Raw genomic sequence first — 24,405 nt, 5'->3', positions numbered from 1 at the left:
CAGGAACATGCTATAGCCCCGTCGATGGTTCCGGCCGACCTGCTTCCCCCGCGCTTTTCCGAGTGGTTCGCCGCCCGTGGCTGGTCTCCACGCGCCCACCAGCTGGCAATGATCGAGAAGGCCAAGGCCGGCCGCGACGCCCTGCTGATCGCCCCCACCGGCGGCGGCAAGACCCTGGCGGGCTTCCTGCCCAGCCTGATCGAGCTTTCGCAGCGGGCGCCGCGCAACACGCCGGCCGGCATCCACACCCTCTACATCTCGCCGCTCAAGGCCCTGGCCGTCGACGTCGAGCGCAACCTGATGACGCCCATCCGCGAGATGGGCCTCTCCATCGTCGCCGAGAGCCGCACCGGCGACACCGGCGAAAGCCGCAAGGCCCGCCAGCGGATCCGCCCGCCCGACATCCTGCTGACCACGCCAGAGCAGCTGGCCCTGTTCTGCGCCTGGGAAGGCGCGCGGGAGTATTTCGCCGACCTGTCGTGCGTGATCGTCGACGAGGCCCACGCCATGTGGCCCTCCAAGCGCGGCGACCTGCTGGCGCTGGACATCGCGCGACTGCAGACCTTCGCGCCGCGAATGCGCCGGGTGGGCCTGTCGGCGACGGTGGACGATCCGGATCTGGTGCGGCGGTGGCTGGGAAAAAATCCTCCCCCTGAAGGGGGAGGTGGCGGCGAAGCCGACGGAGGGGGAAGTGAACCCACCTCAGCAGCCCCTCCCCCCTCCGGCCCTCCGGGCCACCTCCCCCTTCGGGGGGAGGATCTGAGCGTCGACCTCGTCCTCGGCTCAGGCGGCGCCCAGCCGGTCGTGGAAGTCCTCGTCTCCGGCGGCCGGGTGCCGTGGGCCGGACACACGGCCCAGCACGCCATGACCGAGGTCTACGAGATCATCCGCCAGTCCCGCACGGCGCTGGTGTTCGTCAACACGCGCTTCCAGGCCGAGTTCGCGTTCCAGGAACTGTGGAAGCTCAACGACGAGGGCCTGCCGATCGCCCTGCACCACGGCAGCCTGTCGGCCGAGCAGCGGCGCAAGGTCGAGGCGGCCATGGCCCGGGGCGACCTGCGCGCCGTGGTCTGCACCTCGACGCTGGACATGGGCATCGACTGGGGCGACGTCGATCTCGTCATCCAGCTGGCCGCGCCCAAGGGGGCCTCCAGGATGGTCCAGCGGATCGGTCGGGCCAACCACCGGCTGGACGAGCCCAGCCGCGCCCTCTTCGTGCCCGCCAGCCGCTTCGAGATGCTGGAGTGCCGCGCCGCCGCCGACGCCATCCTGGAAAGCCACCTCGACGGCGAGCCGGCCCGCGTGGGGGCCCTCGACGTCCTGGCCCAGCACGTGATGGGCTGCGCCTGCTCAGAGCCCTTCAAGCTGGTCGACCTCTATGACGAGGTCCGCTCCGCCGGCCCCTATGCCGACCTGTCGTGGGAAGACTTCGAGACCGTCGTCGATTTCGTCTCCACCGGCGGCTACGCCCTGAAGACCTACGACCGCTTCCGCCGGATCGTCGAAGACGCCGACGGCTTCTGGAAGGCCCGCAACGCCCAGGTCGTCCAGCGCCACCGCATGAACGTCGGCGCCATCGTCTCTCCGGCCGTGGTCAACGTCAGGATCGGCGGCGGCCGCAGACCAATGGGCGGGCGCAAGATCGGCGAAGCCGAGGAAGGCTATTTCGAGCAGCTGACGCCCGGCGACACCTTCGTGTTCGCCGGCCAGGTCTGGCGGTTCAACAGCCTGGTGGGGGCCGACGCCTATGTCTCGCCCGCCCCGGCCAAGGACCCGAAGATGCCCAGCTGGGGCGGCTCGAAGTTCCCGCTCTCGACCTATCTGGCGTCGCGCGTGCGCAAGATGATGCACGACGAGGCCGAGTGGACCGCCCTGCCCCCCGATGTCCAGGAGTGGATGGCCTACCAGAAGGCCCGCTCGCTGATCCCCGACGAGGACGAGATGCTGCTGGAGACCTTCCCGCGCGGGAAGCGGTTCCACATGGTCATGTATCCGTTCGAGGGGCGGCTGGCCCACACCACCCTGGCCATGCTGCTGACCCGGCGGCTGGACCGGCTGGGCGTGGGGCCGCTGGGCTTCGTGTGCAACGACTACGCACTGAACGTCTGGTCGCTGAAGCCGATGGACGAGTTGGACCTCGATGACCTGTTCGACCAGGACATGCTGGGCGACGACCTCGAGGACTGGCTGAACGAGAGCTTCCTGATGAAGCGCGCCTTCAAGGCTTGCGCCCTGGTCGGCGGCCTGATCGAACGGCGCTATCCCGGCGAGGAGAAATCGGGCCGGCAGGTGACCTTCTCGACCGACCTGATCTACGACGTGCTGCGCAAGCACCAGCCAGACCACCTCTTGCTGCGCTGCGCCCGCGCCGATGCGGCGACCGGCCAACTGGACGTGGCGCGGCTGGGCGACCTTCTGGCCCGCATCAAGGGCCGGATCCGCCACGCGGCGCTGGACAAGGTTTCGCCCTTCGCCGTGCCGATCATGCTGGAGATCGGCCGCGAGCGCGCGCCGGGCGACGCCGCCAGCGACATGATCCTGGCCGAGGCGGAGGAAGACCTGATCGCGGAGGCGCTGTCTTGACCCCACCTGGCCTGATGACGAGGTTCCAGCCCAGCGACTGTGGCGGCCTGGCGGTCCTGATGGCCCAGCGAACGGTGCTGCTGCGCGGCTCGGGCGGCCTGTGGCTGGAGGCCGAGCGCGCCCTGGTGGTCGCCGACCTGCACTTCGAGAAGGGCTCGTCCTACGCCGCGCGTTTCGGCCAGATGCTGCCGCCCTACGACACCCGCGAGACCCTGACGCGGCTGGAGGCCGAGGTCGCGGCGCTGGCGCCGGCGACGCTGATCTTCCTAGGCGACAGCTTCCACGACGGGGCGGCCGAGGGTCGCCTCGCGGCCGACGACGCAGAGCGGCTGCGCGCCCTGTCGGTCGGCCGCGACCTGATCTGGGCGGTCGGCAACCACGACGCCGACGGTCCGCGCGCCCTGCCCGGCCAGGTGATCGACGAGCTTTCCATCGGCGGCCTGATCCTGCGCCACGAGCCCGAACCCGGCCTCCAGCCCGGCGAGGTCGCGGGTCACCTGCACCCCGCCGCCCGTGTCTCCAGCGGTCGCGGCAGCGTGCGCAAGCGCTGCTTCGTCACCGACGGCCAGCGCCTGATCCTGCCGGCCTTCGGAGCCTATACGGGCGGCCTCAACATCCTCGACGAGGCGTTCGCGGGCCTGTTTTCCGCCCCGCCCCTGGCCGGCGCGCTTGGCGGCAGGCGGGTGCACGCGGTGGGGCCCAAGTCGCTGCGGCCGGACTAAGGCAAGCTGGGCCCTGGGATCGCCGAGGCGTCCGGCGGCGTTTGCCCGGAAACCTCCACCCGTGAGACCCCGCTCCATGCGCCTGCTGATCCCGAGCCTTGCCGCCCTTCTGGCGCTGTCGGCCTGCGCCAGCAACCCCGCCCCGCGCGACACTGTCGCCAGGCTCGACGCCAGCCATCCGCGCTACGACAGCGCCAGGTGCCGCAAGGCCCGCGCCGAGGCCGAGCAATATAACGAGCACCGCATCGTCCGCGCCGTGGTCGGCGTAGGCGGCAACGTGGTCATGCCCTTCGCCGGCGCTGCGGCGGGCGGCGCGCTGACCCACAGGCTGGAAAAGAAGAAGGCCAAGCTGAACCACGCGGTGGCCAAGGCATGCCTCGACGATCCGCTGGCGCGAAAGGCCGTGGCGACGCGCTAGAGCGCCAGGGCTTGTTCGAGCGCGAAGGCCAGCGACAGGGCCGCGCCGGTGGTCAGCAGGGTGCGCAGGCGGGGCCGCCAGGCCGGGCCCTCGTGGCTGGTGACGTCCCACAGCCATTGCAGCAGGAACACGAACAGGAAGCCGGAAAGCTGCCAGGCGGCGCCGAAGCGCTCGGCCCCCAGCATCAGGGCCACGCCGGCCAGCGGCGGCAGCAGCGACAGGCCCAGCGTCATCCATCGCGGCTGGACATGGTCGATCTCAAGCCCGCAGCGCACGCCGCCGAGATACGAGAGCATCGCCGTCGAATAGGCGAGCAGCGCCACCAGCGCCGGGCCGCGCTGGCCCTGGGGCCCGTAGCAGAACAGCCCCGAGGCGATGACGAACGGCGCCAGCGTGAAAAGGCCGAACACCCATACGGCGCGCGGAACCGGCACGCGTTCGGTCACGTGATCCGTCATCAGCTCGTCACTCCTCCGGCAGGCCCGAAAGCCTTCCCCCGCCCCGTCCGCGATCTCCGGCGTCCCGGTCGATCGCGCAAACCCTAGTCCGAACCTGGCCCGGGATTGTTTCACCCGGCCCGGTTTGCATCGAAACGGTGACTATTACCGAGGTCGGCGCCCAGGTCCACGCCGGAGTGCGCGTCAGAAATCCCCGACGTGATAGAGCGGTTCACTCGGCGAGCCGGCCTTCGACGCCGCATAGATCACCAGCCGCGTGCGCGTGGCGCGGGCGGTCAGGAAGGCCGAGAACTGCGCCTTGCCCGCCTCGGTGCCCAGGTTCATCCAGAAATAGTGGCAGCAGCCCGCCCAGGTCGCATCCACGTCATTCAGGTTGCGCAGATAGACAATGCCGCTGGAGTCGACGACGTACTTCACCACCGATGCGTCAGGAATAACCAGGGTGTCGGCAGCCGAGGCGGCGCTCGGCGCGATCGCCAGCAGGCCGGCCGTCGCCAGGACGGCGGCCGCGCAGCGGCGCAGGGCCGAAAGGTGTTTTGCGATGAACGGCATGCAAGAGCCCCCAGAATGACGAAGGCGCGGGAAGCCCCCGCGCCCTCGCCTAATGGATCAGCCCTGCAGCCAACTCAACCCTCGGACGCCGTGCGCCGTCGCCTAGCGCGCGAAGGCCGACAGGCGGTTCAGGGTCTCGCCGTCCAGAGCGCCGGAGGCCGGCAGGTTCTGGTCGCGCTGATAGGCCTGGACGGCCATGCGCAGGGCCGGCGACGAAACGCCGTCCTTGGGGCCCTGGTAATAGCCGAGGCTGGACAGCGCGCGCTGGGCGGTGGCCGTGCCGGCCGACGGCGCGGCGGCGGTCGCCACCTGGGTCGTGCGCGGCGCGGCGGCCAGGCGCGAGCGGAAAGCTTCGGCCGAACGCTCGGCGATGCGCTGGCTTTCCGGCGTCAGCTGGCCGCGCAGGGCCGAAGCGCGGCCACGGGCGTCGGCGTCGCCGGCGCGGGCCGCGATCAGGTACCAGCGATAGGCCTCGGCCGGGTTCTGGGCGACGCCGCGGCCGTTTTCGTACAGCTGCGCCAGGTTGAACTGGCTGTCGACAAGGCCGGTTTCGGCGGCCTTGCGGAACCAGTTGGCGGCCGTGGTCAGGTTCTTGGCTCCGCCGTCGCCGCGATAGGCGAACAGGGCGATGTTGTGCATGGCGCTGGGATCGCCGCCCTGGGCCGCGCGCTCGTACCAGCGGCGGGCCTCGGCCAAGTCCTTCTTGACGCCGCCCTCGCCCATCTCGGCCATCTTGGCGAGCAGGAACTGGGCCTTGGGCTGTCCGAGGTTGGCGGCCTTTCGCAGAAGGACCAGGCCGCCGCGATCCTTGGCTTCCAGGCGGCTGACCGCCTCGGCGAACAGGGCCGCGCCCTCGTCGACGGCGGCGGGCGCCGGCGCTTCGGCCTCGGCGGGCGCCTGGGCCGCGCCCGGCTGGGCGGCGGGCGTCACGACGGCCATGGCCACACGCGGCTGGGCCGGGGTGGTGTCGGCTTCGCGGGTCTTGATCTCGATGTCGGCGGCGCGACCGGCGATGGCGCGGGCCACCCGGTCGTTGAGCGCGCCGTCGCTGTCCTTGGGCAACAGGGTCAGGCCGGCCGTGCCGACGCCCAGGGCAGCAGCGCCGGCCGAGACCAGCAGCGCGGTGACCAAGGTCGAGGACGAACGCTTGTCCTTCTTCTGCAGCGCCTTGCCGAAGCCGGCGAACAGCGACTTGGCCGCGGCCTTGTCGGCCTTGGTCTTCGCCTTGGTCTCGGCGCCGGCGGCCGCGGCGCGGGCGGCGGCGCGGGCCTGCTCGATCACCTCACGGGTCGACAGGGCGCGGGCCGGGGCCATCGGCAGTTCGGGCTCGGGATCGAAGGCGTCGGCCTCGAACGACGGCGCCTCGATGCGCGGGGTCGCCGAGAAACCGTCGGCGGCCTCGAAGTCCTCGTCGGCGAAGCCGGGAGCCTCGGGCTCCTCGACCGGGAAGTCGGCGTCGAACCCGCCCGAGGCCGACCAGCCGGTGTCGACGGTCGGGGCCGGCGCAGGCGTGGCGACCTGCGAAGCGACCGTGGGCGCCTGGAAGGCCGCCTGCGGGAAGGCCGGCTGGTCGAACACGTCCTCGGAGACGGTCTCGGCGCCGAACGAGAAGCGATCGGCATCGAACGGCGAAGCCGCGGGCGCGGCCGCACGGGCCGGCGCCGGCGCGGGAGCCGGAGTTTCGGCCAGGCGACGCTGGGCGTCGGCCAGGCGGGTGTCGATCTTCTCGCGGGCCTCGTCGAGCAGGCGCGCCGTGCGCTCCTCGCTCTGGCGGATGCGGTCGATCAGTTCCTGCGAGCTGCGCTCGGCGCGCTGGTTCAGGCGGTCGGTGACCCGAACCACCTGGTCGCCGACGTCGTCGATGGCCAGGGCGTTGCGGCGCTCCGAGGCGCTGATGCGCTCGGCCAACTTCTCGGTGATGCGGGCGATCTCGACGCCCAGCTTCTCGAGGGCCTGGGCCTGGACGCTGTCGGCGCGGTTCAGCTTGTGCTCGACGCTCGAAGCGATGCGGGCCACCTCGCCGCCGACCTGCTCGATGGCGTTGGCCTGGCGGGCTTCGGAGGTCTGGATGCGGCGGTTGAAGGCGTCGGCCAGGCCGACGACCTCGCGGCCCATGCGCTCGATCGCCTGGGCCGAGCGCGCTTCGGCGGCCTGGATGTGGGCGGTCATCTCGCCCAGCTTGCGCTCCATGCGGTCGAAGCGGCCGTCGGCCGTCTCGCGCAACTTGGCGGCCATCTCGGCGCGCGCGGCCTCCATCTTGGCCGACAGACTGCCGGCCAGTTCCTCGAGGCGCTTCTGGGCGCTGCCGCCCTCGCCCTCGACGGCCGACAGGCGGGTGTCGAGCGCCTGGAACGAACCGCCCAGTTGCTGCAGCGCCTCGGCGGTGCGGGCCTCGGCGGCTTCCAGGCGTTCCTGCAGGCGCGCGACGACCTCGTCGACCAGACCGGCGGCGGGCGCGGCGGCTTGGGCGGCGACCTTGGCTTCCAGGGCCGCCAGGGTCTCGCGGGTGCGGCCTTCGCCTTCGTACAGGTGGTTAGCCACGCGGCCGACGGCGCTTTCCAGCGCGCGCAGGGCCTCGGCCGAGCGCGGGCCGGCGGCTTCGTTCTCGATGCGGCGCAGACGCTCGGCGTTGCGGGTCTGCTCGGTCTTGATCTCGTCGGCCAGGCCCTCGAAGCGGGCGGCGACGGCGATCTGCTCGCGTTCGGAATGCGACAGGCGCTGCAGCGCGCCGCGCACCGACTGGTCGATGCCGGTGATGGCCTGGGCCGAGCGGGCCTCGGCGACCTCGATGCGCTGGGTCAGACGGTCGAGCGCCGACGCCATGCGGCCCACCTCGTCGGCGGGATGCTCGGGCGCTTCGATGCGCGGCGGCGCCTCGGCGCGATCGGCTTCAAGGTAAACAGAGCGGCCGTTCGAACGACCGGTATCATTAACGGGATCGGCGGGAGGCGCGTCGAAACCGGCGGAATCACCCTCGATGATCATCCGGTTCAACCACTCGCCAAGGGTCATGCCCGAGCGACGGGCGAGGTCCTTGGCGACCTCCCGTGCCTTCGGGTCAATTCCCTTTACGCTCCATGGCGCTGCAGCAGTCATGCGAATCGCTCTCCCCGCACCTGGGGACCCACGCTAGTCACCGATTCCTAGCGTGTAAACGCGACGGTAAACGCTAGATTTAGCGTTCCTGTGGACAGGTTAACAGACACAGTTACCAAAGTATCTACAGAGGATTTGGTTCCAATGTGTTAATGCGTATTAACCTATTGCCAGACCGATTGTCGCAGGCCATCTGCGGCCCATGGACATGACCCTCACCCTGATCGCGGGCGCGACGACGCTCGCCCTCACCGTGCTGTTCGGCTGGCTGGGGGCGCGCCCTTCCAACCCCGCAAAGGGTCCGCGCATGGCGCCATGGCGCCCGATGATGATGGCGACGGCGGTGGCGACCCTGCTTCTGGCCGCTCACGCGCTCAATCTTCTGGGCTTTAAGACGGGCGACCCGCGCTATTAGGCCGCGGCCGTTTCGTCAGGCCGGACATGCCGCCGGACGACAGGAGGCCGATGTCGGCGAGCAGGAAAGGGATGGCCCAGCGGCGAGGCGCGGCAATGTAGCGCGGCTGCCAGACGGGATCGTACTTGTCCTTGTACCGGCGCACGCCCTGGAAATTGTAGATCCCCTCGCCGCGCTCGTAGAGCAGACGCCCCACGCGCGACATGATCGGGGCCAACGGCCGGTCGTCCAGACCCGCCAGCGGGGCCATGCCGAACTCGAACGCCGTATAGCCCTCCGCCTTGCCCCACTGCAGGAGCTCGACGAACAGGTAGTCCATGATGTTCTTGGGCGCCTCGTCGGAGTAGCGCATCAGGTCCATCGAGAACGAGGCCTTGTGGGCCGTGGTCCACAGGGTGGCGAAGGCGACGATGCGGCCTTCCGAGCGCACCAGGGCGACCGGGAACTCTGCCACGTAGCGCGGATCGAAGCCGCCCATCGAGAAGCTCTTCTCGCCGCCGGCGTGGTGGCCCAGCCAGGCGTCGGAGATCACCCGCAGCTCGGCCATCACGGTCATGGCCGCGCCGGCCGGCAGCACCTCGAACGCCGCCCCGCCCTCGCCTGCCTTGCGCCAGTTGCGGCGCAGGACTTCGCGGCGACGACCGGCCAGGGTGAAGCTTTCCAGCGGCACGATGGCGCTCTCGCCGGTCTTCTGGATGGCTAGACCCAGATCGACGGTGTCGGGCAGGTCTTCCGGGCCCAGGGCGTAGAAGCCGGCGCGCGCGGCATGGGCGTCGGCCAGCTCGCGGAAGCGCCAGAACAGCTCCATGCGCTCGTCGTGGCGGCCGATCGGCGGTCCCAGGGCGATCCACGAGCGGCGACGCACGCCAAACATCAGGAAACTCTCGCCCGACGCCGAGAACAGGAAGCGCTTGTCGCCCAGCAAGGCCAGGTTCGAGGCCGGCTCGGCGGCTTCCGCCTTGGCCAGGATGGCGCGCACGCGGTCGAAGTCGGGGTCGGTGTCGTCGACGACCGGGGGCGTGGCCGGGGTGGCGATCAGCCGCCAGACGCCGATGCCCATCAGCACCACCGCCGCGGCGATCGACGAGCGGATGGCGCGGGCGGCCTCGCGGTCGCCCATGATCCGCATCCACGAGCGGTCGGCGTACTCGACGTGGTTGAACATCCACCAGCCCAGGAACGCCGCCCCGCCGATGGCTGCGGCCGCCGACAGCAGCCAGCCGGGCGTGATCTCCATCCGCGACAGGGCCGCCTTGCGCGGGAAGGCTTCGTGGAACGGCAGGATGGCCACGAAGAAGGCGGTCAGGGTCGCCGTCTCCTCCCAGTTCAGGCCCTTGAAGATCGCCAGCACCGCGCCGGCGGCCAGCATCACCAGGCTGGCCCACCAGGCCGCGTCGAGACGCGCGCGCAGGCCGAAGGCCAGCAGCACCAGCACAAGCCCGATGATCGACGAGACGAAGTGGCTGATCTCGATCAGCGCCGACGGCGCGAAGGCCAGCAGGATCGCGAAACGCGTCGGCTCGGACGGTGTCGCGCCGGACGCCAGCAGCAGCACGCCGGCCGAGGCGGCCAGGATGGCGGCGAGAGTCGGTGCGACCGCCAGAGCGGCGGGTCTCAGTTCTGGCGCGGACATCAAGACCCCTGAACGGCGAATCCCGGACCGGGAAACGTCATCGGCGCTTCTATAACGCGTCTGGCCGCCTCTCGTCGCGCATGGCGATGCGAACGATCGTTTGAATCGACTTGCTCCCGGCGTTGCGTGGCGTAGTCTGGGCCTCGAAGCGGGCCGCCAAGCGCCCGGCACGATCCAGGGAGAGCCCCCATGGCCGACTTCGGCGCCACCGAACTCGACACCTTCCGCGCCGAGACGCGCGCCTGGCTGGAGGCCAACTGCCCGCCGTCGATGCGCACGCCGATGACGGACGAGAAGGAAGCCCCTTGGGGCGGCCGCAAGGCGCAATGGAAGAACCCCGACGCCAAGCTCTGGCTCGACCGCATGGCCGACAAGGGCTGGACCGCGCCGATGTGGCCCACTCAGTACGGCGGCGGCGGCCTTTCCAAGGCCCAGAACAAGGTGCTCGAACAGGAGCTGCGCCGCATCAAGGCCCGCCCCGCCCTGATGAGCTTCGGCGTCTGGATGCTGGGCCCGGTGCTGCTGGAGTACGCCACCGAGGAGCAGAAGCAGCGCTTCCTGCCCGGTATCGTGCGCGGCGAGACCCGCTGGTGCCAGGGCTACAGCGAGCCGGGCGCCGGCTCCGACCTCGCCTCGCTCCAGACCAAGTGCGAGGACAAGGGCGACCACTGGCTGATCAACGGCCAGAAGGTGTGGACCAGCTATGCCGACCAGGCCGACTGGATCTTCTGCCTGGTGCGCACCGACACCTCCAAGAAGCACGAAGGCATCTCGTTCGTGCTGTTCGACATGACCTCGCCCGGCGTCGAGGCCCGGCCGATCAAGCTGATCAGCGGCTCCTCGCCGTTCTGCGAGACCTTCTTCGACAATGTGAAGGTTCCCAAGGAGCAGTTGGTCGGCAAGGTCAACGGCGGCTGGGAGATCGCCAAGCGCCTGCTGCAGTACGAACGCCAGAACATCTCGGCCTCGGGCTTTGGCGGCAACGCCGGGCTCGACGTGGCCGAGGCGGCCAAGACCCATGTCGGCGTCGACAGCGAAGGCCGCATCGCCGACGGCGACCTGCGCGCCCGCATCGCCGCCCACAAGATGGACGCCCACGCCTTCCTGCTGACCGTGCGCCGCGCGGAAGCCGAGTCCAAGACCGGCTCGGGTCCCAGCGCCGCCGTCTCGATCATCAAGTACGCCGCCGCCAAGATGAACCAGGAGCGCACCGAGCTCCTGGTCGAGGCGCTCGGTCTCCAAGGTCTTGGCTGGGAAGGCGAAGGCTTCGCCCCCGACGAGATCGCCGCCCTGCGTGCGATGCTGCGCGCCAAGGGCAATTCGATCGAAGGCGGCACCAGCGAGGTCAATCTGAACGTCGTCGCCAAGCGCGTGCTTGGCCTGCTCGATCACCAGTGACAGCCTTCCGCCAAGCAGCGGAGACAAGGTCATGATCGAGTTCTGGTACGAGTTCGCCTCCACCTACTCCTACCCCGCCGCCATGCGGGTGGAGCACCTGGCCGATCAGGCCGGGGTGGCGGTGCATTGGCGGCCCTTCATCGTCGGCCCGCTGTTCAACGAGCAGCAGGGCCTGACCGACAGCCCGTTCAACGCCTTCCCGGTGAAGGGAGACTACATGTGGCGCGACCTGCAGCGGGTCTGCGACCGCGAGGGCCTGCCGCTGCACCATCCCAGCCAGTTCCCGCGCAACAGCCTGCTGGCCGCGCGAGTGGCGATCTGCGGACTGGAAGACGGCTGGACGCCGGCCTTCAGCCGCGCCGTCTACCAGGCCAATTTCGTCGACGACCTCGATATTTCCAATCCAGAGGTGCTGGCGCCCCTGATCGCCGGCGTCGGCGCGGGGCCCGAGCACGTGCTGGCGGCCGCCGCCTCGGCGCCGATCAAGGACCAGTTGAAAGACCACGTGCGCCAGGCCCGCGAACGCGGCCTGTTCGGCGCCCCTTCCTTCGTCACCGCCGACGGCGAGCTCTTCTGGGGCAACGACCGTCTCGAACAGGCCCTCGACTGGGCCGTCCGCCATCAAGACATGGAGAGCGCCTGACATGGCCGTCCTGACCGAAGAACAGACGATGCTGCGCGACGCCGCCAAGGCCTGGTCGCAGGAAAGCGCCCCGGTCTCGGCCCTGCGCAAACTGCGCAACGAGGGCTCCAGGCAGACCTTCGACCCCGCCGCCTGGGGCGAGATGGGCCAGATGGGCTGGGCGGGCGTGGTCGTGCCCGAGGCCTACGAAGGTTCGGGCTTCGGCTATCTGGGCCTGGGGCTGATCCTGGAAGAGACCGGCAAGACCCTGGCTGCCTCTCCCCTCCTCTCCACCGCCCTGATCGCCGCCTCGGCGCTGGACCTGGGCGGCTCGGACGCCCAGAAGGCCGCCTGGCTGCCCAGGATCGCCACCGGCGAGGCGGTCGCCACCCTGGCGATCGACGAGCACGCCCACCACAATCCGGCGCGGATCGCGCTTTCGGCCACCAGAAGCGGCGACGGCTGGGTCCTGAACGGGACCAAGACCTTCGTCCTGGACGGCGAGGCCGCGGACCTGCTGATCGTCGCCGCCCGCACCGGCGGGGCCAGCGGCGACACCGACGGGATCACCCTGTTCCTCGTGCCCGGCGACGCGCCCGGCGTCGTCCGCACCCACCTGTCGCTGGCCGACAGCCGCGGCGCCGCCCAGATCGCCTTCGACGGCGTCGAGGTTGGCGCCGAAGCGGTGCTGGGCGAGGCAGACAAGGGCTGGGCGATCCTCGAACCGGTGCTCGACCGCGCCTATGCGGGCCTGGCGGCCGAGATGCTGGGCACGGCCAGCGCCGCCTTCGAGATCACGCTCGACTATCTGAAGACCCGCACCCAGTTCGGCCAGGTGATCGGTACGTTCCAGGCCCTGCAGCACCGCGCCGCCAAGTGGTTCACGGATCTGGAGACCACCCGCTCCTGCGTCGAGGCTGCTCTGGAGGCCTTGGACGCCGGCGCCGACGCCCGCGCCCTGGCCTCCCTCGCCAAGGCCAAGGCCAGCGAGGTGCTGCACCTGGCGTCCAACGAGATGGTCCAGATGCACGGCGGCATCGGCATGACCGACGAGCACGACTCCGGCCTCTACATGAAACGGGCCCGCGTGGCCGAAGCCCTGTTCGGCGGGGCTTCGTTCCACCGCGACCGCTACGCGCGGATCATGGGGTTCTAGAAAGCCACGGGAAGCCCGGTCAGGCCGGGCTTCCCAGGATCTGCTGCTTCTTGGCCAGAAACTCGGCCTCGGTAATCAGCCCTCGGTCGCGCAGACCGGCGAAGCGCAGGATCTGCTCGTCCTCGGGCAACTCGCGCGGCGACGGCGGTGTCAGCGCCCAGATCAGGGCCGCCGCCCAGCCCACCACCGTCCAGCCCAGCAGCAGGTTCAGCGCCAGGATCGACATCTTGCGCGGATGCCCCCTGCTGGAAGCCGCCCAGAACGGGATCAGGTAGACGAGGCCCGTCAGGACGACCTGCACGATCGCGGCGCCATAGATCAGCGCCCAATAGCTGAAATCCTGCAATCGTCCCTCCAACCATTGCAAAGGCCTGACTGAGCCTTCGACGCTCGCTTAAGGCGAGTTCACACTAGCCGTTTATGCAAGCCAGAGCGCCGGGTCCAGACCTTGGCCCTAGGAACCGCCCCCTTTCTCGACCGGTTCTCCTGCCTTACCGCAAAGCGCAGGAGCCGCCATGAGCACCGATCCCCACGACAAGGCCGACGTCGAAAAGCGTCTCTGGAAGGAAATCGAGCAGGCCCGATTCGGCATGCTGGGCCTCGTCCACAGTCACCAGCACTACCAGCCGATGACCGCCTTCGCCGAGCCAGAGACCGGCCAGATCTGGTTCTTCACCCGCGACGACACCGACCTGGCCCAGGCCGTGGCGGCCGATGGCGGCGACGCGATGTTCGTGGTCCAGGCCAAGGACAGCGACTTCCAGGCCTGCATCGGCGGCCGCCTCAGCCGCGACCACGACACCGCCCGCATCCAGCGCTGGTGGTCGCCGATCGTCGCCGCCTGGTATCCCGACGGCCAGGACGATCCGCACCTGACCCTGCTGCGCCTGGACGCCCGCGACGCCGAGCTGTGGATCTCCAAGGGCGGCGCGATCCGCTTCGCCTGGGAGATCGCCAAGGCCAACCTCACCGACCGCAAGCCCGACCTCGGCGATCGCGCTCACATCGGCATCGCCTGAGTCCGTTCACGGACTTAACCAACGACAAGGGCCGCGCCGGCGACGGCGCGGCCTTTTCCTTGGGGAAAGCCCTGATCGCTCGTTGATTTCTCTGTAGTTTCAGCCCCGGCCAACACTCTTTGTCGGGAACCCGACATAGGCGAGATAGTCGGAGCTATTGCAGCCCATACGGCCACAATATAGCCCCATCTCGATTTAGGCCCGACGGCGCTGCATTGCGTCGGCTACCTGACAGCGCCGCACCTCAGTCCTGCCTATAGCTTGCAACCCTTGCCGCAAGCCGGCGTTCGATTCGCCATGACAGGGCCTCTACATCCCTTGAAGAACCGTCTGCTCGCTTCCCTGCCCCCCGAGGATTTCGGCTACATCGCCGCCCAGCTGTCCCATCAGGACCTGGAGAAGGGGAAGCTGCTGTACGATCCCGGCGATCAGATCGACACGGTCTACTTCCCGCACGACTGCGTCATCTCGCTGATGACGCTGATGGAGAACGGCGCGGCCATCGAGTCGGCCACCATCGGCCGCGAGGGCGGGCTCGGCCTGATGGCCGCGATCTCGCCGCGCCAGTCGCTGTCGCGCGCCATCGTCCAGGCCCCGGGCGGGGCGTCGCGCATCAGCGCCACGGCCCTGCGCGAAGGCGCCGAGCGCAGCGCGGTGCTGCGCGACCTGATCGAGCGCCACAACGAGGCGCTGTTCGGCCACGCGATCCAGTCGGTGGCCTGCAACGCCCTGCACGCGGTGGAGGCCCGCTTCTGCCGCTGGCTGCTGGGTTTCCGCGACCGCATAGACGTCGACACCATCAGCCTGACCCAGGAGTTCCTGGCCGACATGCTGGGCGTCCAGCGCACCACGGTCACCGCCGTGGCCGGCGCCCTGCAGGCCAAGGGCCTGATCCGCTATCGCCGCGGCGTGGTCGACATCCTCGACCGCCAGGGCCTCGAGGCCATCGCCTGCGAATGCTACGGCGCAGTGCGCAAGGGCTATGAACGGCTGCTGCCGGAGCCGTTCGGGACGTAGAAGACCCCCTCCGGCCCTCCGGGCCACCTCCCCCGGAGGGCCGGATCTGGGGATGCCGCGGCAAGAAGATGTTCCCCCTCTGGGGGAGCTGTCGCGGAGCGACTGAGGGGGCCGCCGCAGGCGGCGTCATCCCAAACAAAAAAGGCCACCGCCGCGAGGCGATGGCCTTTTCTTTATCGGCGACCGAAGAACCTACCGCTTCCGCACCGGGAACGGCGCGTGCGCCAGGCGCAGCAGGTTGGCCGCGCCAGGGGCGCCGAAGGGCGTGCCGGCGACGATCAGGATGCGCTCGCCGGGCTTGGCGAGATCAAGTTCCAGAGCCCGGGCGGCGGCGTCGGTGGTGACGACCTCCAGGCTGTCGGGCTGGGCCGAAACGCGCGGCTCGACGCCCCAGACCAGGGCCATGCGGCGCACGGCCTCGATCTTCGGCGACAGGGCCAGCACCGGCTGCAGCGGCCGTTCGCGGGCCAGGCGGCGGGCCGTCGCGCCGGTGGTGGTGAAGGCCACCAGGCACTTGGTCGAGCCCGACTTGGCCGCGCCGGCGGCGGCGACCACCAGCACGTCGGCGTCCTCGTCGACATGCGGCTGCTCGGCCTGCATCAGCTCGGGCCAGCGGGGGTCGCGTTCGACGCGCTCGATGATGCGGTTCATCATCGCCACCGACTCTTCGGGATAGTCGCCGGCCGCGCTTTCGGCCGACAGCATCACCGCGTCCGCGCCCTCGTAGACGGCGTTGGCCACGTCGGAGGCCTCGGCGCGGGTCGGGGTCGGCGAGCTGGTCATCGACTCCAGCATCTGGGTGGCGACGATGACCGGAATGCCGCGCTCACGGGCGGCGCGCAGGATTTCCTTCTGCGCCACCGGCACCTCTTCCGGCGCCATTTCGACGCCGAGGTCGCCGCGGGCCACCATCACGCCGTCGCAGAGATCCAGGATCGGACCCAGGGTCTGCAGGGCCTGCGGCTTCTCGATCTTGGCCAGAACGGCGGCGCGGCCTTCGACGATGCGACGCAGCTCAGCCATGTCTTCCGGGGCCTGCACGAATGACAAGGCGATCCAGTCGACGCCCAGGCGCAGCGCGAAGGCCAGGTCCTCGCGGTCCTTCGGCGTCAGGGGCGACATCGGGATGATGACGTCCGGCACGGCCACGCCCTTGCGCTCCGACAGCTTGCCGCCGTTGACGACCGTGGTCTCGGCGTAGCCGGGGCCGGCTTCGGTCACGGTCATCCGCAGCTTGCCGTCGTCGAGCAGCAGGGTCGCGCCCGGCTTCATCGCGGTCAGGATTTCGGGATGGGGAAGATGAACCCGCGTTTCGTCGCCCGGGGTCGGATCGGAATCGAACCGGAAGGCCTGGCCGGGCTTCAGCTGAACCGGACCGTCGGCGAACTTGCCGACGCGCAGCTTGGGCCCCTGCAGGTCGGCCAGGATGCCCAGCGGACGCCCGACCACCGCTTCGGCCGCGCGGATGGCGGCGTAGACGGCGGCGTGGGTCTCGTGGGCGCCGTGGCTGAAGTTCAGGCGGAAGACGTCGGCGCCGGCCTTGGCCAGCTTGACGATCATTTCCGGCGAACCCGAGGCCGGGCCGATGGTGGCGACGATGCGGGAACGACGCGCGCGGATCATGCGGCCGCTCCTTTGTCTTGGTGGGGGGTTACTTGGGACAGAAAGCGTCGCCCTCGTTGGACGCCAACTGGATTTCGGTGAGCGAAATCGTCAGCGGCCCCGAGGTGCTCAGGCCGAATGGAGAGGAAACGTGCGCCATTTGGGCGCCCGCCGCCTGGAAACAGGAAAGTTTGATCTTGGCTGAACGCCATTCGCCGATTTTCGAGCCTGACAACGTTGACGTTACGTCTAGCCTCCCACCGCAGGATTCGCCACAACCGACAGTCAGATAAACCGGCGCAACCGGCGCCTTGTCGACTCGCCACCTCACGAGCACCGCCATGTCGCCGGTCGTCTGGCGCGACAGGTCGACCGGCGGCCCCTGGACGGCCAGCAGGCCTTCGCCCTCCCCGCTCCAGGTCGCCTGGCGGCCGTTTTCCTGGGCCCCGGCGTCGATCGTCTTGACCGCGCCCGCGCCCGAGAAGCTCAGCATCCACGGGGCCGGTACGCGGCCCGCGACGAAATAGCGGTCGACGCTGGCGGCGGTTCCAAGATCGCCGGCGCTCTCCGACAACGCCCCCACCTTGGCGGGCTTGGCGTAAGACAGGCCGTAGCCATAGGCGAACTGCGGGTCGTAGCCCGGCTGGCCGCGGTTCAGCGGCCCCTGGTCGGCGCGCTTGGGCCAGCTGAACGACAGCTTGCCGGTGAAGTCGCGCTTCGACTTCCCATCCTTGCCGGCGACCAGAACGTCGGCGACGCCGCCGCCTTCCGAGCCCGGCAGCCAGGCGGCCACGAAGGCGTCCGAGGCGTTGATCTCGGGGTTCACCCACAGCGGACGCCCCGACAGGAACACCGCCACCACCGGGATCCCCTGGGCCTTCAGTTTCTTCAGCAGTTCGATGTCGGTCTTGCCGTTCGGCTGATAGGCCAAGTTGGCCACGTCGCCCTGGAACTCGGCATAGGGATCCTCGCCGAACACCACGATGGCCACGTCGGGCTTGGCGCCGGCGAACTTGCCGTCCTTGGCCAGGGTCGCCTTGCCGCCGGCCGCTTCCACCGCTTCCTTCAGGCCGCCCCAGATCGACTGGCCGTTGGGGAAGTCGCTGTTCTTGTTGCCCGTGCCCTGCCAGGTCAGGGTCCAGCCGCCCGAGGCCTTGCCGATGTCGTCGGCGTCGCCGGCCACCAGCACGTTGGCGCCGGCCTTGATCGGCAGCACGCCGTCGTTCTTCAGCAGCACCAGCGACTTGGAGACCGCCTCGCGGGCGATGGCCCGGTGATCGGCCGAGCCCAGGCGGTCGAACTTGCCCTGCACCTGGGGCGCCACGCGGTCGAACAGGCCCGACTTGACCTTCACCCGCAGGATGCGGCGCACGGCGTCGTCCAGCCGCGCCATCGGGATCTCGCCCGACTTCACCTGCTTGACGGTGTTCTCGTAGAGGCCCTTCCAGCTGTCGGGGGCCATATACATGTCGAGCCCTGCGTTCATCGCCTGCGGGCACGAGACGTTCGAGCAGCCCTGAAGCTGGCCGTGGGCGTTCCAGTCGCTGACCACGAAGCCCTCGAAGCCCATGCGGTCCTTCAGCACGTCGGTGATCAAGGTCTTGTTGCCGGTGATCTTCTGGCCGTTCCAGCTGGAGAACGAGGCCATCACCGTCAGGATGCCGGCGTCGATGCTGGGCGGATAACCCTGGGCGTGGACGGCGACCAGTTCCTGCTCGGAGATCACCGCATTGCCCTGGTCGCGCCCGTCCTGGGTGCCGCCGTCGGCCAGGAAGTGCTTGGCGCTGCCGGCGATGCGGCCCGGCGCGATCGGTTTGCCGGCTTCCAGCTTGCCCTGCAGCCCCAGGGTCATCGGGCCCGAATAGCTGGCGACGATCTCAGGATCCTCGCCATAGCCTTCGTAGGCGCGGCCCCAGCGGTCGTCGCGGGGCACGGCCACCGTCGGCCCGAAGGTCCAGTCGCCGCCGACCACCGCCACCTCTTCGCCGGTGGCCCGGCCGATGCGCTCGATCAGCGCCGGGTCGCGCATCGCGCCCAGGCCGACATTGTGCGGGAAGATCGTCGCGCCGACGATGTTGTTGTGGCCGTGCACGGCGTCGATGCCGAACATCAGCGGGATCGGCGTGCGGCCCGGACGCTTGGCCAGGGCTTCCTTGCGATAGGCGTCGACCAGGTCGGTCCAGGCCTTGGGCGTGGCGCGGTCGTTGCCGTCGGGGGCCGAGTTGCCGCCGGCCAGGATCGAGCCCAGCGGATAGGTCGCCAGGTCGGCCGGGGTCATCGAGGCGATGTCGCCCTGGATCGTCTGGCCGACCTTTTCCTCGACGCTCATCTTCTTCATCAGGTCGGTGATGAAGGCCTCGGTCTTGGCGTCGGTGATGCTGGCCGGGCTCTTGGCCGACGGCCACAGCTCAGGATGGGCCGTGGTCTGCGGGGTCGTCGCGATCAGGCTCGGCTGTGCGGCCAGAGCCGGCAGGGCCAGGCCCACGGTCAAGGCCAGCGACGAGGCGCGAAGGAGCGGACGGCGAAGGTTCATGACGGGGCCCTTGAAAGCGAGAAAATCGGAAAAGATCGGCGCGGCGAGCCCGCCGCGCCGTAGTGGGAGCAACCCCTTGCAGGAGGGGCCTCCAGCCACCGCCGTCGGCCGGAGGGGGGACCGAACAGCCGAAGGCGGCATCCCGTCGACGAAACAGCGTCGACGCTGGAGCGGGATGAATGACGAAGAGCGACGATGAGGCCCCGGCGGCGCGGTCGCGCGCCGATCGGCCAAAGCGGTTTCCTTCCCTGGTTTCGTTGCGCGGCCGCCCTGCCCGCCGCCCCTTCGAGGCGCGTGCCGATAGCGGTCACATCGATCAGACACCATTTCTTGACAGCGCTGTCTATCCTCATTTTGTATCGTTTCGTTGCGCAGGCTCGGTCCTGCCCTCAGGCCGCCGGACGCCTTTGCCCCGCCATCTGGTCCAGCGCCGCGTCGTGCAGGGGCGCTGCCTTGACGATATCGGCCACGCCCCGCCGCCAGCCCGCCAGCCCCTCGCGCACCTGCGACAGGCTGGAGAGGTCGACCAGCGGATCGTAGGCCTGCGGCCGCACGCCCATGCCCTCCAGCACGTAGAACCACGAAAGCTCGGTGAAGAGCTCGGTCGGCCTGTGCGGAATGCGCCCCGTGCCGCGATAGAGCGCCAGTCGTTCAGCCAGGTCCGAAGGCAGCGTCGCGGCCGCCCGCTCGCGCCAGAACGGTTCTTCACGCCGGGTGGGTTGGTAGTGCAGCACGATGAAGTCGCGCGCGGCCTCGTACTCGGCGATCAGGGCGTTGTTGTAGTCGGCGATGTTGGCCGCGTCGAAGCCCCTATCCGGGAAGTGGTCGAGCAGCTTCATCAGGCCGCTGGTCACGAAGTGGATGCTGGTCGACTCCAGGGGCTCGATGAAGCCCGAGGCCAGGCCCAGCGCCACGACGTTGCGGTTCCAGAACGCCTTGCGGCGACCGCCGGTGAACTTCAGCACCCGCGGCTCGGTCAGCAGCTTGCCGGCCTCGCGCTCCAGGTCGGCCAGCGCCTCGTCGTCGCTGACATGGGCGCTGGAATAGACGTAGCCGTTGCCGGTCCGGTGTCGCAGCGGGATCCGCCAGCGCCAGCCGGCCGGCCGCGCCGCGGCCTGGGTGAAGGGCGGCGGATTGGCGTCGCGCACGGTCAGGCCGGCCACAGCCCGGTCGCACGGCAGAAAGTCGCTCCAGTCCTCGTAGCCGGTCTTCAGCGCGCCTTCGATCAGCACGCCCCGGAAGCCCGAACAGTCGATGAAGAGGTCGGCGGCCAGTTGCTCGCCGCCGTCCAGGACCAGGGCCTCGACGAAACCGTCGTCCTTCAGGGTCGCGCCCTCGACCCGCCGCTCCAGCCGGCGCACGCCGCGCTGTTCGGAGTAGGTCCGCAGGAACCTGGCCACCAGGCCGGCGTCGAAATGCAGGGCGTGGCGCATGCCGCCAAGGGGCCCCTGCCCCGTCCCGTCGGCGAAGGCCATGCGGCCGGCGTCGCCCAGGGCCGTGGCCAGGCTGTAGGCCTCGACGCGGGGATCGTCGCCCGCCGCGACAAGCCGATGCCAGACGTGATGGAAGGGCCGGCGGTCGACCGACGGCCCGAAGGTTCCGAACGGATGCCAGTAGCGCTCGCCCAGGCCCCGCCAGTCGTCGAAGCGGATGCCCAGCTTGAAGCTGCCCTCGGTGGCGGCCATGAACTGGCCCTGGTCGATCTCGAGCAGCCGCAGGAAGTCGACGATCGGCGGAATGGTCGCCTCGCCCACCCCGACGGTGGGGATCTCGGCGCTCTCGACCAGGGTGATGGTCGTCTTCGTTCCGCGCAGCACCTGGGCCAGCACGGCGGCGGCCATCCAGCCGGCGGTGCCGCCGCCGAGGATGGCGATCGAGCCTATGGCGCGATCCATGGCGTTTCCTCCCCGTTCGCGCCCTCTGGCGTAGCGCGTGTCAGGAAAAGAGCCGGCGACGGGCTCGCAAGATCCCCGTCGCCGGCATGAGAGGACTTACATCCCCAGCTTGAACCGCGCGCCCAGCACGATGCGGCGATCGGCCGTGGCGTAGCGGAACGGCAGGTTCTCCCACTGCAGGTAGCGGCCGGTGGGCTCTTCGGTCAGGTTGATGCCCTCCAGCACGATCTTGATCGCCGGGGTCACCTGGTAGCCGACCTGGGCGTCGAGCTGGCCATAGGCCCGCTCCCACGTGCCCAGGCTGTGGCGGTCGGCGCCCGAGCCGAACGAGAAGTCGCCCTGGTAGCTCTTGTCGCGCCAGGCGTAGGAGACGCGGGCCTCGAAGCCGTGGCCCTCGTAGAAGCCCTGCAGGTTGAAGGCATGCTTGGCCACGCCCGGGATCGGCAGGTTGTCGTCATAGTCGTTCGACTTCGAGGTCTCGGAGTCCGAGAAGGTGTAGTTGGCGTTGAAGCCGAACCCGTTCTCAAAGGCGTACTGCGCCGCCAGTTCGACGCCCTTGATGCTGCCGCCGTCGCCGTTCACCGGCGCGGTGTAGACGCCCAGGGTCGCCCCCTCGACCGAGCCGTCAGCCACGGTGCGCGGCACGGTGTCGGTCTGGATGAACGAGTCGACGCTCTTGTAGAAGAACGCCCCCGAGACGATGCCGCTGCGACCGAAATAGCGCTCGTAGGCGATGTCGAACTGCGAGGCGCGGTACGGGTCGAGGTCCGGGTTGCCGCCGCTGCCGTTGGTGTAGAGGAAGCGGTTGAGGTTCGGACCCGGCGTCGAGCTGCGGGTGAAGTTGAAGGCCGAGCCCTGCCCCAGCTGGAACAGGTCCTGACGCGACACGACCCGGGCTGCCGACACGCGCACCTTGTCGCTGTCGTTGACGTCGAACACCGCGCTCGCACTGGGCAGGACGTCGGTATATTCGCGCGTCGTCTTGATGGCGTCCGGATTGCCGATGACGCCGTTCCAGCTGTCGGTGCCCCAGTACCAGGGCGTGGTCGGGGTGCCGCTGGAGTCGATGGTCAGCTCGGTGCGGACCACGCGGACGCCGGCGTTGACGTGATAGCGATCGTCCGAGCCGCCCAGGTCGACCATGCCGTAACCGGTCGTCGTGCGCTCCTTGATACGGAACGACTGGATCGGGTCGGCGAACTTCTTGAACGGCGTCGAGGAATAGAGATTCGACAGCCAGGCGACCGGATTTTCCATCTGGCTGCGGTTCTGGAACAGCGCCGTGATGCCGCCGACCGTCAGGGTCTCGAACCGCTCGGGGTTCGACGCCGCCGTCTGGTAGGGCGTGATCAGGGCCGGCGAGGCGCCGAAGCGGCCGTCGTCGGTGGCGGTCTGACCGCAGTTCGGACGGCCCGGCGTGCCGGCCGGCAGGCCGCACGACTTGAAGCCGATGGCGCCGTCCTGGAAGTAGCCGTACGGGGTCCAGTCCTGGCCGAAGGACCGGCCGTTCAGCTCGCCCTTGCCGGAATAGTCGGCCAGCAGCTGCCAGAACTCCGAGTCGATCTTACGTTCGGCGTAGCGGACGCCGGCGCTGATCATCAGGTCGCCGCTCTCGCCGAACTCGGGCCGCCACTTCAGGTCGCCGCGGATCGAGGTGTTGTCGATCTGGGTGTCCTCGCCGAACACCCAGTGCGACTTGGCGAACACGCTGGAAGGCGTGGTGAACTGCGCCGCGTTGGCCGGGGTGAACTTCGGGTTGTCGCCGTTGGCGTAGCTGTAGGTGAAGGTCGCCGGCGCGGTGGCGTTGGGCGTCAGGCCCGCGGCCGTGCCGTTGCGCACGGTGTATTGGGTGTAGCGCACGTCGTTGTTGGCGCTGGCGCTCTCGTAGTCGGCGGTGGAATAGGCCGCGCGCACGCTGCCGGTCACCCGCCCGCCGTTGTCCCAGTTCAGCGCGACCTGGAAGTTGTCGGTCTTGGCCTGCGAGTCCTGCAGGTACGAGGTGCCTTCGGCCGAGTTGGCGGTGACCGTGCCGCTCTGCAGCACGCCGTTGCCGTCGACGCTGGCGCCGGCCGCATAGGTGGCGTTCTCGTTGGCGAACGGGAACTTGATCGAGGCTTCGCTGGTCTTGATCTTCAGGTCCGAGTGGAACCAGTCGCCGGTCAGCTGCAGCGACTCGGTCAGGGCGAAGTCGAGGTTGATCGAGGCGCCCAGACGCTTGCGCTCCTGGTCGCGATAGGTGGCGTAGCGATATTCCGGCGACCACACGTCGAGGGTTCCGCCGCCGACCACGGGCCGGTCGTTGAACGCCCAGCCGCCGCGGTTCTCGCCGCCCAGCACGTCGGTGTGCAGTTCGGTCTTGTCGTAGGACAGCGTGCCCAGCACGGCGAAGCGGTCGCTGAACTTGTAGCCCAGCACCAGCGAGCCGGTCGGGTTCCAGTCGGTCTCGCCAGCCTTGTTGCCGCGCAGGTCGCCGGCGATCGTGATGTCGTCGCGCAGGGACCGGGCGTTGCGGGTCTTCAGGTTGATGATGCCGCCCAGGCCGCCTTCCAGCAGCGAGGCGTCCGGCGACTTGTAGACGTCGACGCCGCCGATCAGTTCGGACGGAATGCCTTCCAGCGAGTTGGTCTGGTTGATCTTGCCCTCGCCCAGGCGGAACAGCTCCATGCCCGAGACGAAGATGTCGTTGTTGAGGACGGTGACGTTCTGGTCCAGGCCGCGGATGCGCACCCGGGTGCCCTGGCCGTTCTCGCGGTCGATCTGCACGCCAGGCAGGCGCTGTAGCGACTCGGCGATGTTCTGGTCGGGGAACTTGCCCATGTCCTCGGCGGTGACCGACTCGATGATCAGGTTCGAGTTCTTCTTGGCCGACAGCGCGCTCTGCAGCGAGGCGCGGAAGCCGGTGACGATCACCTCTTCAACCGCAGATGGTTCCTGAGCCGAGGCCGGCGCCGCCGCATCGGTCGCGGCGGTCTGGGCCAGGGCCTGGCCCGCGCCCATCAGCACGACCGAGGACGCCGCCGCCATCAGCGCGTACCGGGTCGCGTAAGTCTTCGAAATCATGAGCATTCCCCTAGGTTACGGCTGCAGAGAGCCGATCTCCGCCGACGGTGTCGACGTGAGCAAGTTCGCCAGTTTTTCGGGATGCCTTGCGCATCCTCCCTTGTTCTCCGACCCTTCTCGGGGGTCGGCGGATGCAACCTAGGAGTAATGCGACAGCGCTGTCAATGGACAACGCTGTCAATCGCGTAACAAAATTCGATTTCTATATTTGTACGATTTATCGGCT

Annotated in this window: 18 protein-coding genes; 9 read left to right on the top strand and 9 right to left on the bottom strand. The window is 69.3% G+C overall.

What is annotated here, in order from left to right:
* The first annotated feature begins 24 nt into the window (after positions 1-24).
* From ACODR1_RS10305 to ACODR1_RS10295, 3 genes are all read left to right on the top strand, one after another.
* On the top strand, positions 25-2,583 hold the full coding sequence (locus tag ACODR1_RS10305; protein WP_488880360.1) for a ligase-associated DNA damage response DEXH box helicase: 2,559 nt from the start codon (positions 25-27) through the stop codon (positions 2,581-2,583).
* Between the two features lie 14 nt (positions 2,584-2,597).
* Positions 2,598-3,305 carry a ligase-associated DNA damage response endonuclease PdeM gene (gene pdeM, locus ACODR1_RS10300; RefSeq protein WP_488880433.1) on the top strand — a complete coding sequence of 236 codons (708 nt, stop codon included), beginning with the start codon at positions 2,598-2,600 and terminating at the stop codon, positions 3,303-3,305.
* A gap of 76 nt (positions 3,306-3,381) precedes the next feature.
* On the top strand, positions 3,382-3,723 hold the full coding sequence (locus ACODR1_RS10295) for a hypothetical protein (RefSeq protein WP_488880359.1): 342 nt from the start codon (positions 3,382-3,384) through the stop codon (positions 3,721-3,723).
* Here ACODR1_RS10295 and ACODR1_RS10290 read toward each other — a convergent pair.
* From ACODR1_RS10290 to ACODR1_RS10280, 3 genes are all read right to left on the bottom strand, one after another.
* Positions 3,720-4,181: a DUF3429 domain-containing protein gene (locus tag ACODR1_RS10290; RefSeq protein WP_488880358.1), complete on the bottom strand. Its 462-nt coding sequence runs from the start codon at positions 4,179-4,181 to the stop codon at positions 3,720-3,722. The genes ACODR1_RS10295 and ACODR1_RS10290 overlap by 4 nt on opposite strands.
* Before the next feature lie 183 nt (positions 4,182-4,364).
* The gene (locus ACODR1_RS10285) at positions 4,365-4,733 is read right to left on the bottom strand and encodes a hypothetical protein (protein ID WP_488880357.1); all 369 of its coding nucleotides are present in this window, start codon (positions 4,731-4,733) and stop codon (positions 4,365-4,367) included.
* A 102-nt stretch (positions 4,734-4,835) separates the two neighbouring features.
* On the bottom strand, positions 4,836-7,829 hold the full coding sequence (locus ACODR1_RS10280; protein WP_488880356.1) for a peptidoglycan-binding protein: 2,994 nt from the start codon (positions 7,827-7,829) through the stop codon (positions 4,836-4,838).
* A gap of 208 nt (positions 7,830-8,037) precedes the next feature.
* Between ACODR1_RS10280 and ACODR1_RS10275 the strand changes: the two genes are divergently transcribed.
* Positions 8,038-8,244, top strand: a complete 207-nt coding sequence (locus ACODR1_RS10275) for a hypothetical protein (protein ID WP_338065463.1) — start codon at positions 8,038-8,040, stop codon at positions 8,242-8,244.
* On the opposite strand, the gene ACODR1_RS10270 is transcribed toward ACODR1_RS10275, so the two are convergent.
* A complete protein-coding gene (locus tag ACODR1_RS10270) occupies positions 8,219-9,877 on the bottom strand; it encodes a phosphatidylglycerol lysyltransferase domain-containing protein (protein ID WP_101719507.1) in 1,659 nt (552 codons plus the stop codon). The genes ACODR1_RS10275 and ACODR1_RS10270 overlap by 26 nt on opposite strands.
* A 189-nt stretch (positions 9,878-10,066) precedes the next feature.
* Between ACODR1_RS10270 and ACODR1_RS10265 the strand changes: the two genes are divergently transcribed.
* From ACODR1_RS10265 to ACODR1_RS10255, 3 genes are read left to right on the top strand one after another with little or no spacing between them, the layout of a single operon-like run.
* Complete coding sequence (locus ACODR1_RS10265) at positions 10,067-11,275, top strand: acyl-CoA dehydrogenase family protein (RefSeq protein ID WP_488880355.1); 1,209 nt, start codon at positions 10,067-10,069, stop codon at positions 11,273-11,275.
* Between the two features lie 31 nt (positions 11,276-11,306).
* On the top strand, positions 11,307-11,918 hold the full coding sequence (locus tag ACODR1_RS10260; RefSeq protein ID WP_488880354.1) for a 2-hydroxychromene-2-carboxylate isomerase: 612 nt from the start codon (positions 11,307-11,309) through the stop codon (positions 11,916-11,918).
* Position 11,919: 1 nt separating this feature from the next.
* On the top strand, positions 11,920-13,053 hold the full coding sequence (locus ACODR1_RS10255; protein ID WP_488880353.1) for an acyl-CoA dehydrogenase family protein: 1,134 nt from the start codon (positions 11,920-11,922) through the stop codon (positions 13,051-13,053).
* Between the two features lie 19 nt (positions 13,054-13,072).
* Here the strand turns inward: ACODR1_RS10255 and ACODR1_RS10250 are convergent, their stop codons facing one another.
* Entirely contained in the window at positions 13,073-13,399 is a 327-nt protein-coding gene (locus ACODR1_RS10250; RefSeq protein ID WP_488880352.1) for a superinfection immunity protein, read from the bottom strand.
* Positions 13,400-13,568: 169 nt separating this feature from the next.
* Here ACODR1_RS10250 and ACODR1_RS10245 point away from each other — a divergent pair, with 169 nt between their 5' ends.
* Complete coding sequence (locus tag ACODR1_RS10245) at positions 13,569-14,072, top strand: pyridoxamine 5'-phosphate oxidase family protein (RefSeq protein WP_488880351.1); 504 nt, start codon at positions 13,569-13,571, stop codon at positions 14,070-14,072.
* A gap of 318 nt (positions 14,073-14,390) precedes the next feature.
* Complete coding sequence (locus ACODR1_RS10240) at positions 14,391-15,089, top strand: Crp/Fnr family transcriptional regulator (RefSeq protein ID WP_488880350.1); 699 nt, start codon at positions 14,391-14,393, stop codon at positions 15,087-15,089.
* A gap of 192 nt (positions 15,090-15,281) precedes the next feature.
* Here ACODR1_RS10240 and pyk read toward each other — a convergent pair whose 3' ends face one another.
* The 4 genes from pyk to ACODR1_RS10220 form a co-directional block, all read right to left on the bottom strand.
* The gene (gene pyk, locus ACODR1_RS10235) at positions 15,282-16,712 is read right to left on the bottom strand and encodes a pyruvate kinase (protein WP_488880349.1); all 1,431 of its coding nucleotides are present in this window, start codon (positions 16,710-16,712) and stop codon (positions 15,282-15,284) included.
* Positions 16,713-16,740: 28 nt separating this feature from the next.
* The gene (locus tag ACODR1_RS10230) at positions 16,741-19,224 is read right to left on the bottom strand and encodes a glycoside hydrolase family 3 protein (protein ID WP_488880348.1); all 2,484 of its coding nucleotides are present in this window, start codon (positions 19,222-19,224) and stop codon (positions 16,741-16,743) included.
* 389 nt (positions 19,225-19,613) lie between these two features.
* The gene (locus ACODR1_RS10225) at positions 19,614-21,119 is read right to left on the bottom strand and encodes a tryptophan halogenase family protein (protein ID WP_488880347.1); all 1,506 of its coding nucleotides are present in this window, start codon (positions 21,117-21,119) and stop codon (positions 19,614-19,616) included.
* 96 nt (positions 21,120-21,215) lie between these two features.
* Positions 21,216-24,179, bottom strand: coding sequence for a TonB-dependent receptor (locus ACODR1_RS10220; protein ID WP_488880346.1), 2,964 nt, complete (start codon positions 24,177-24,179; stop codon positions 21,216-21,218).
* Positions 24,180-24,405 lie beyond the last annotated feature (226 nt).

This window comes from Caulobacter sp. FG7, assembly GCF_057808875.1.
Note: the sequence above shows the minus strand (reverse complement) of the source record. Positions and strands in the feature narration are given on the sequence as shown.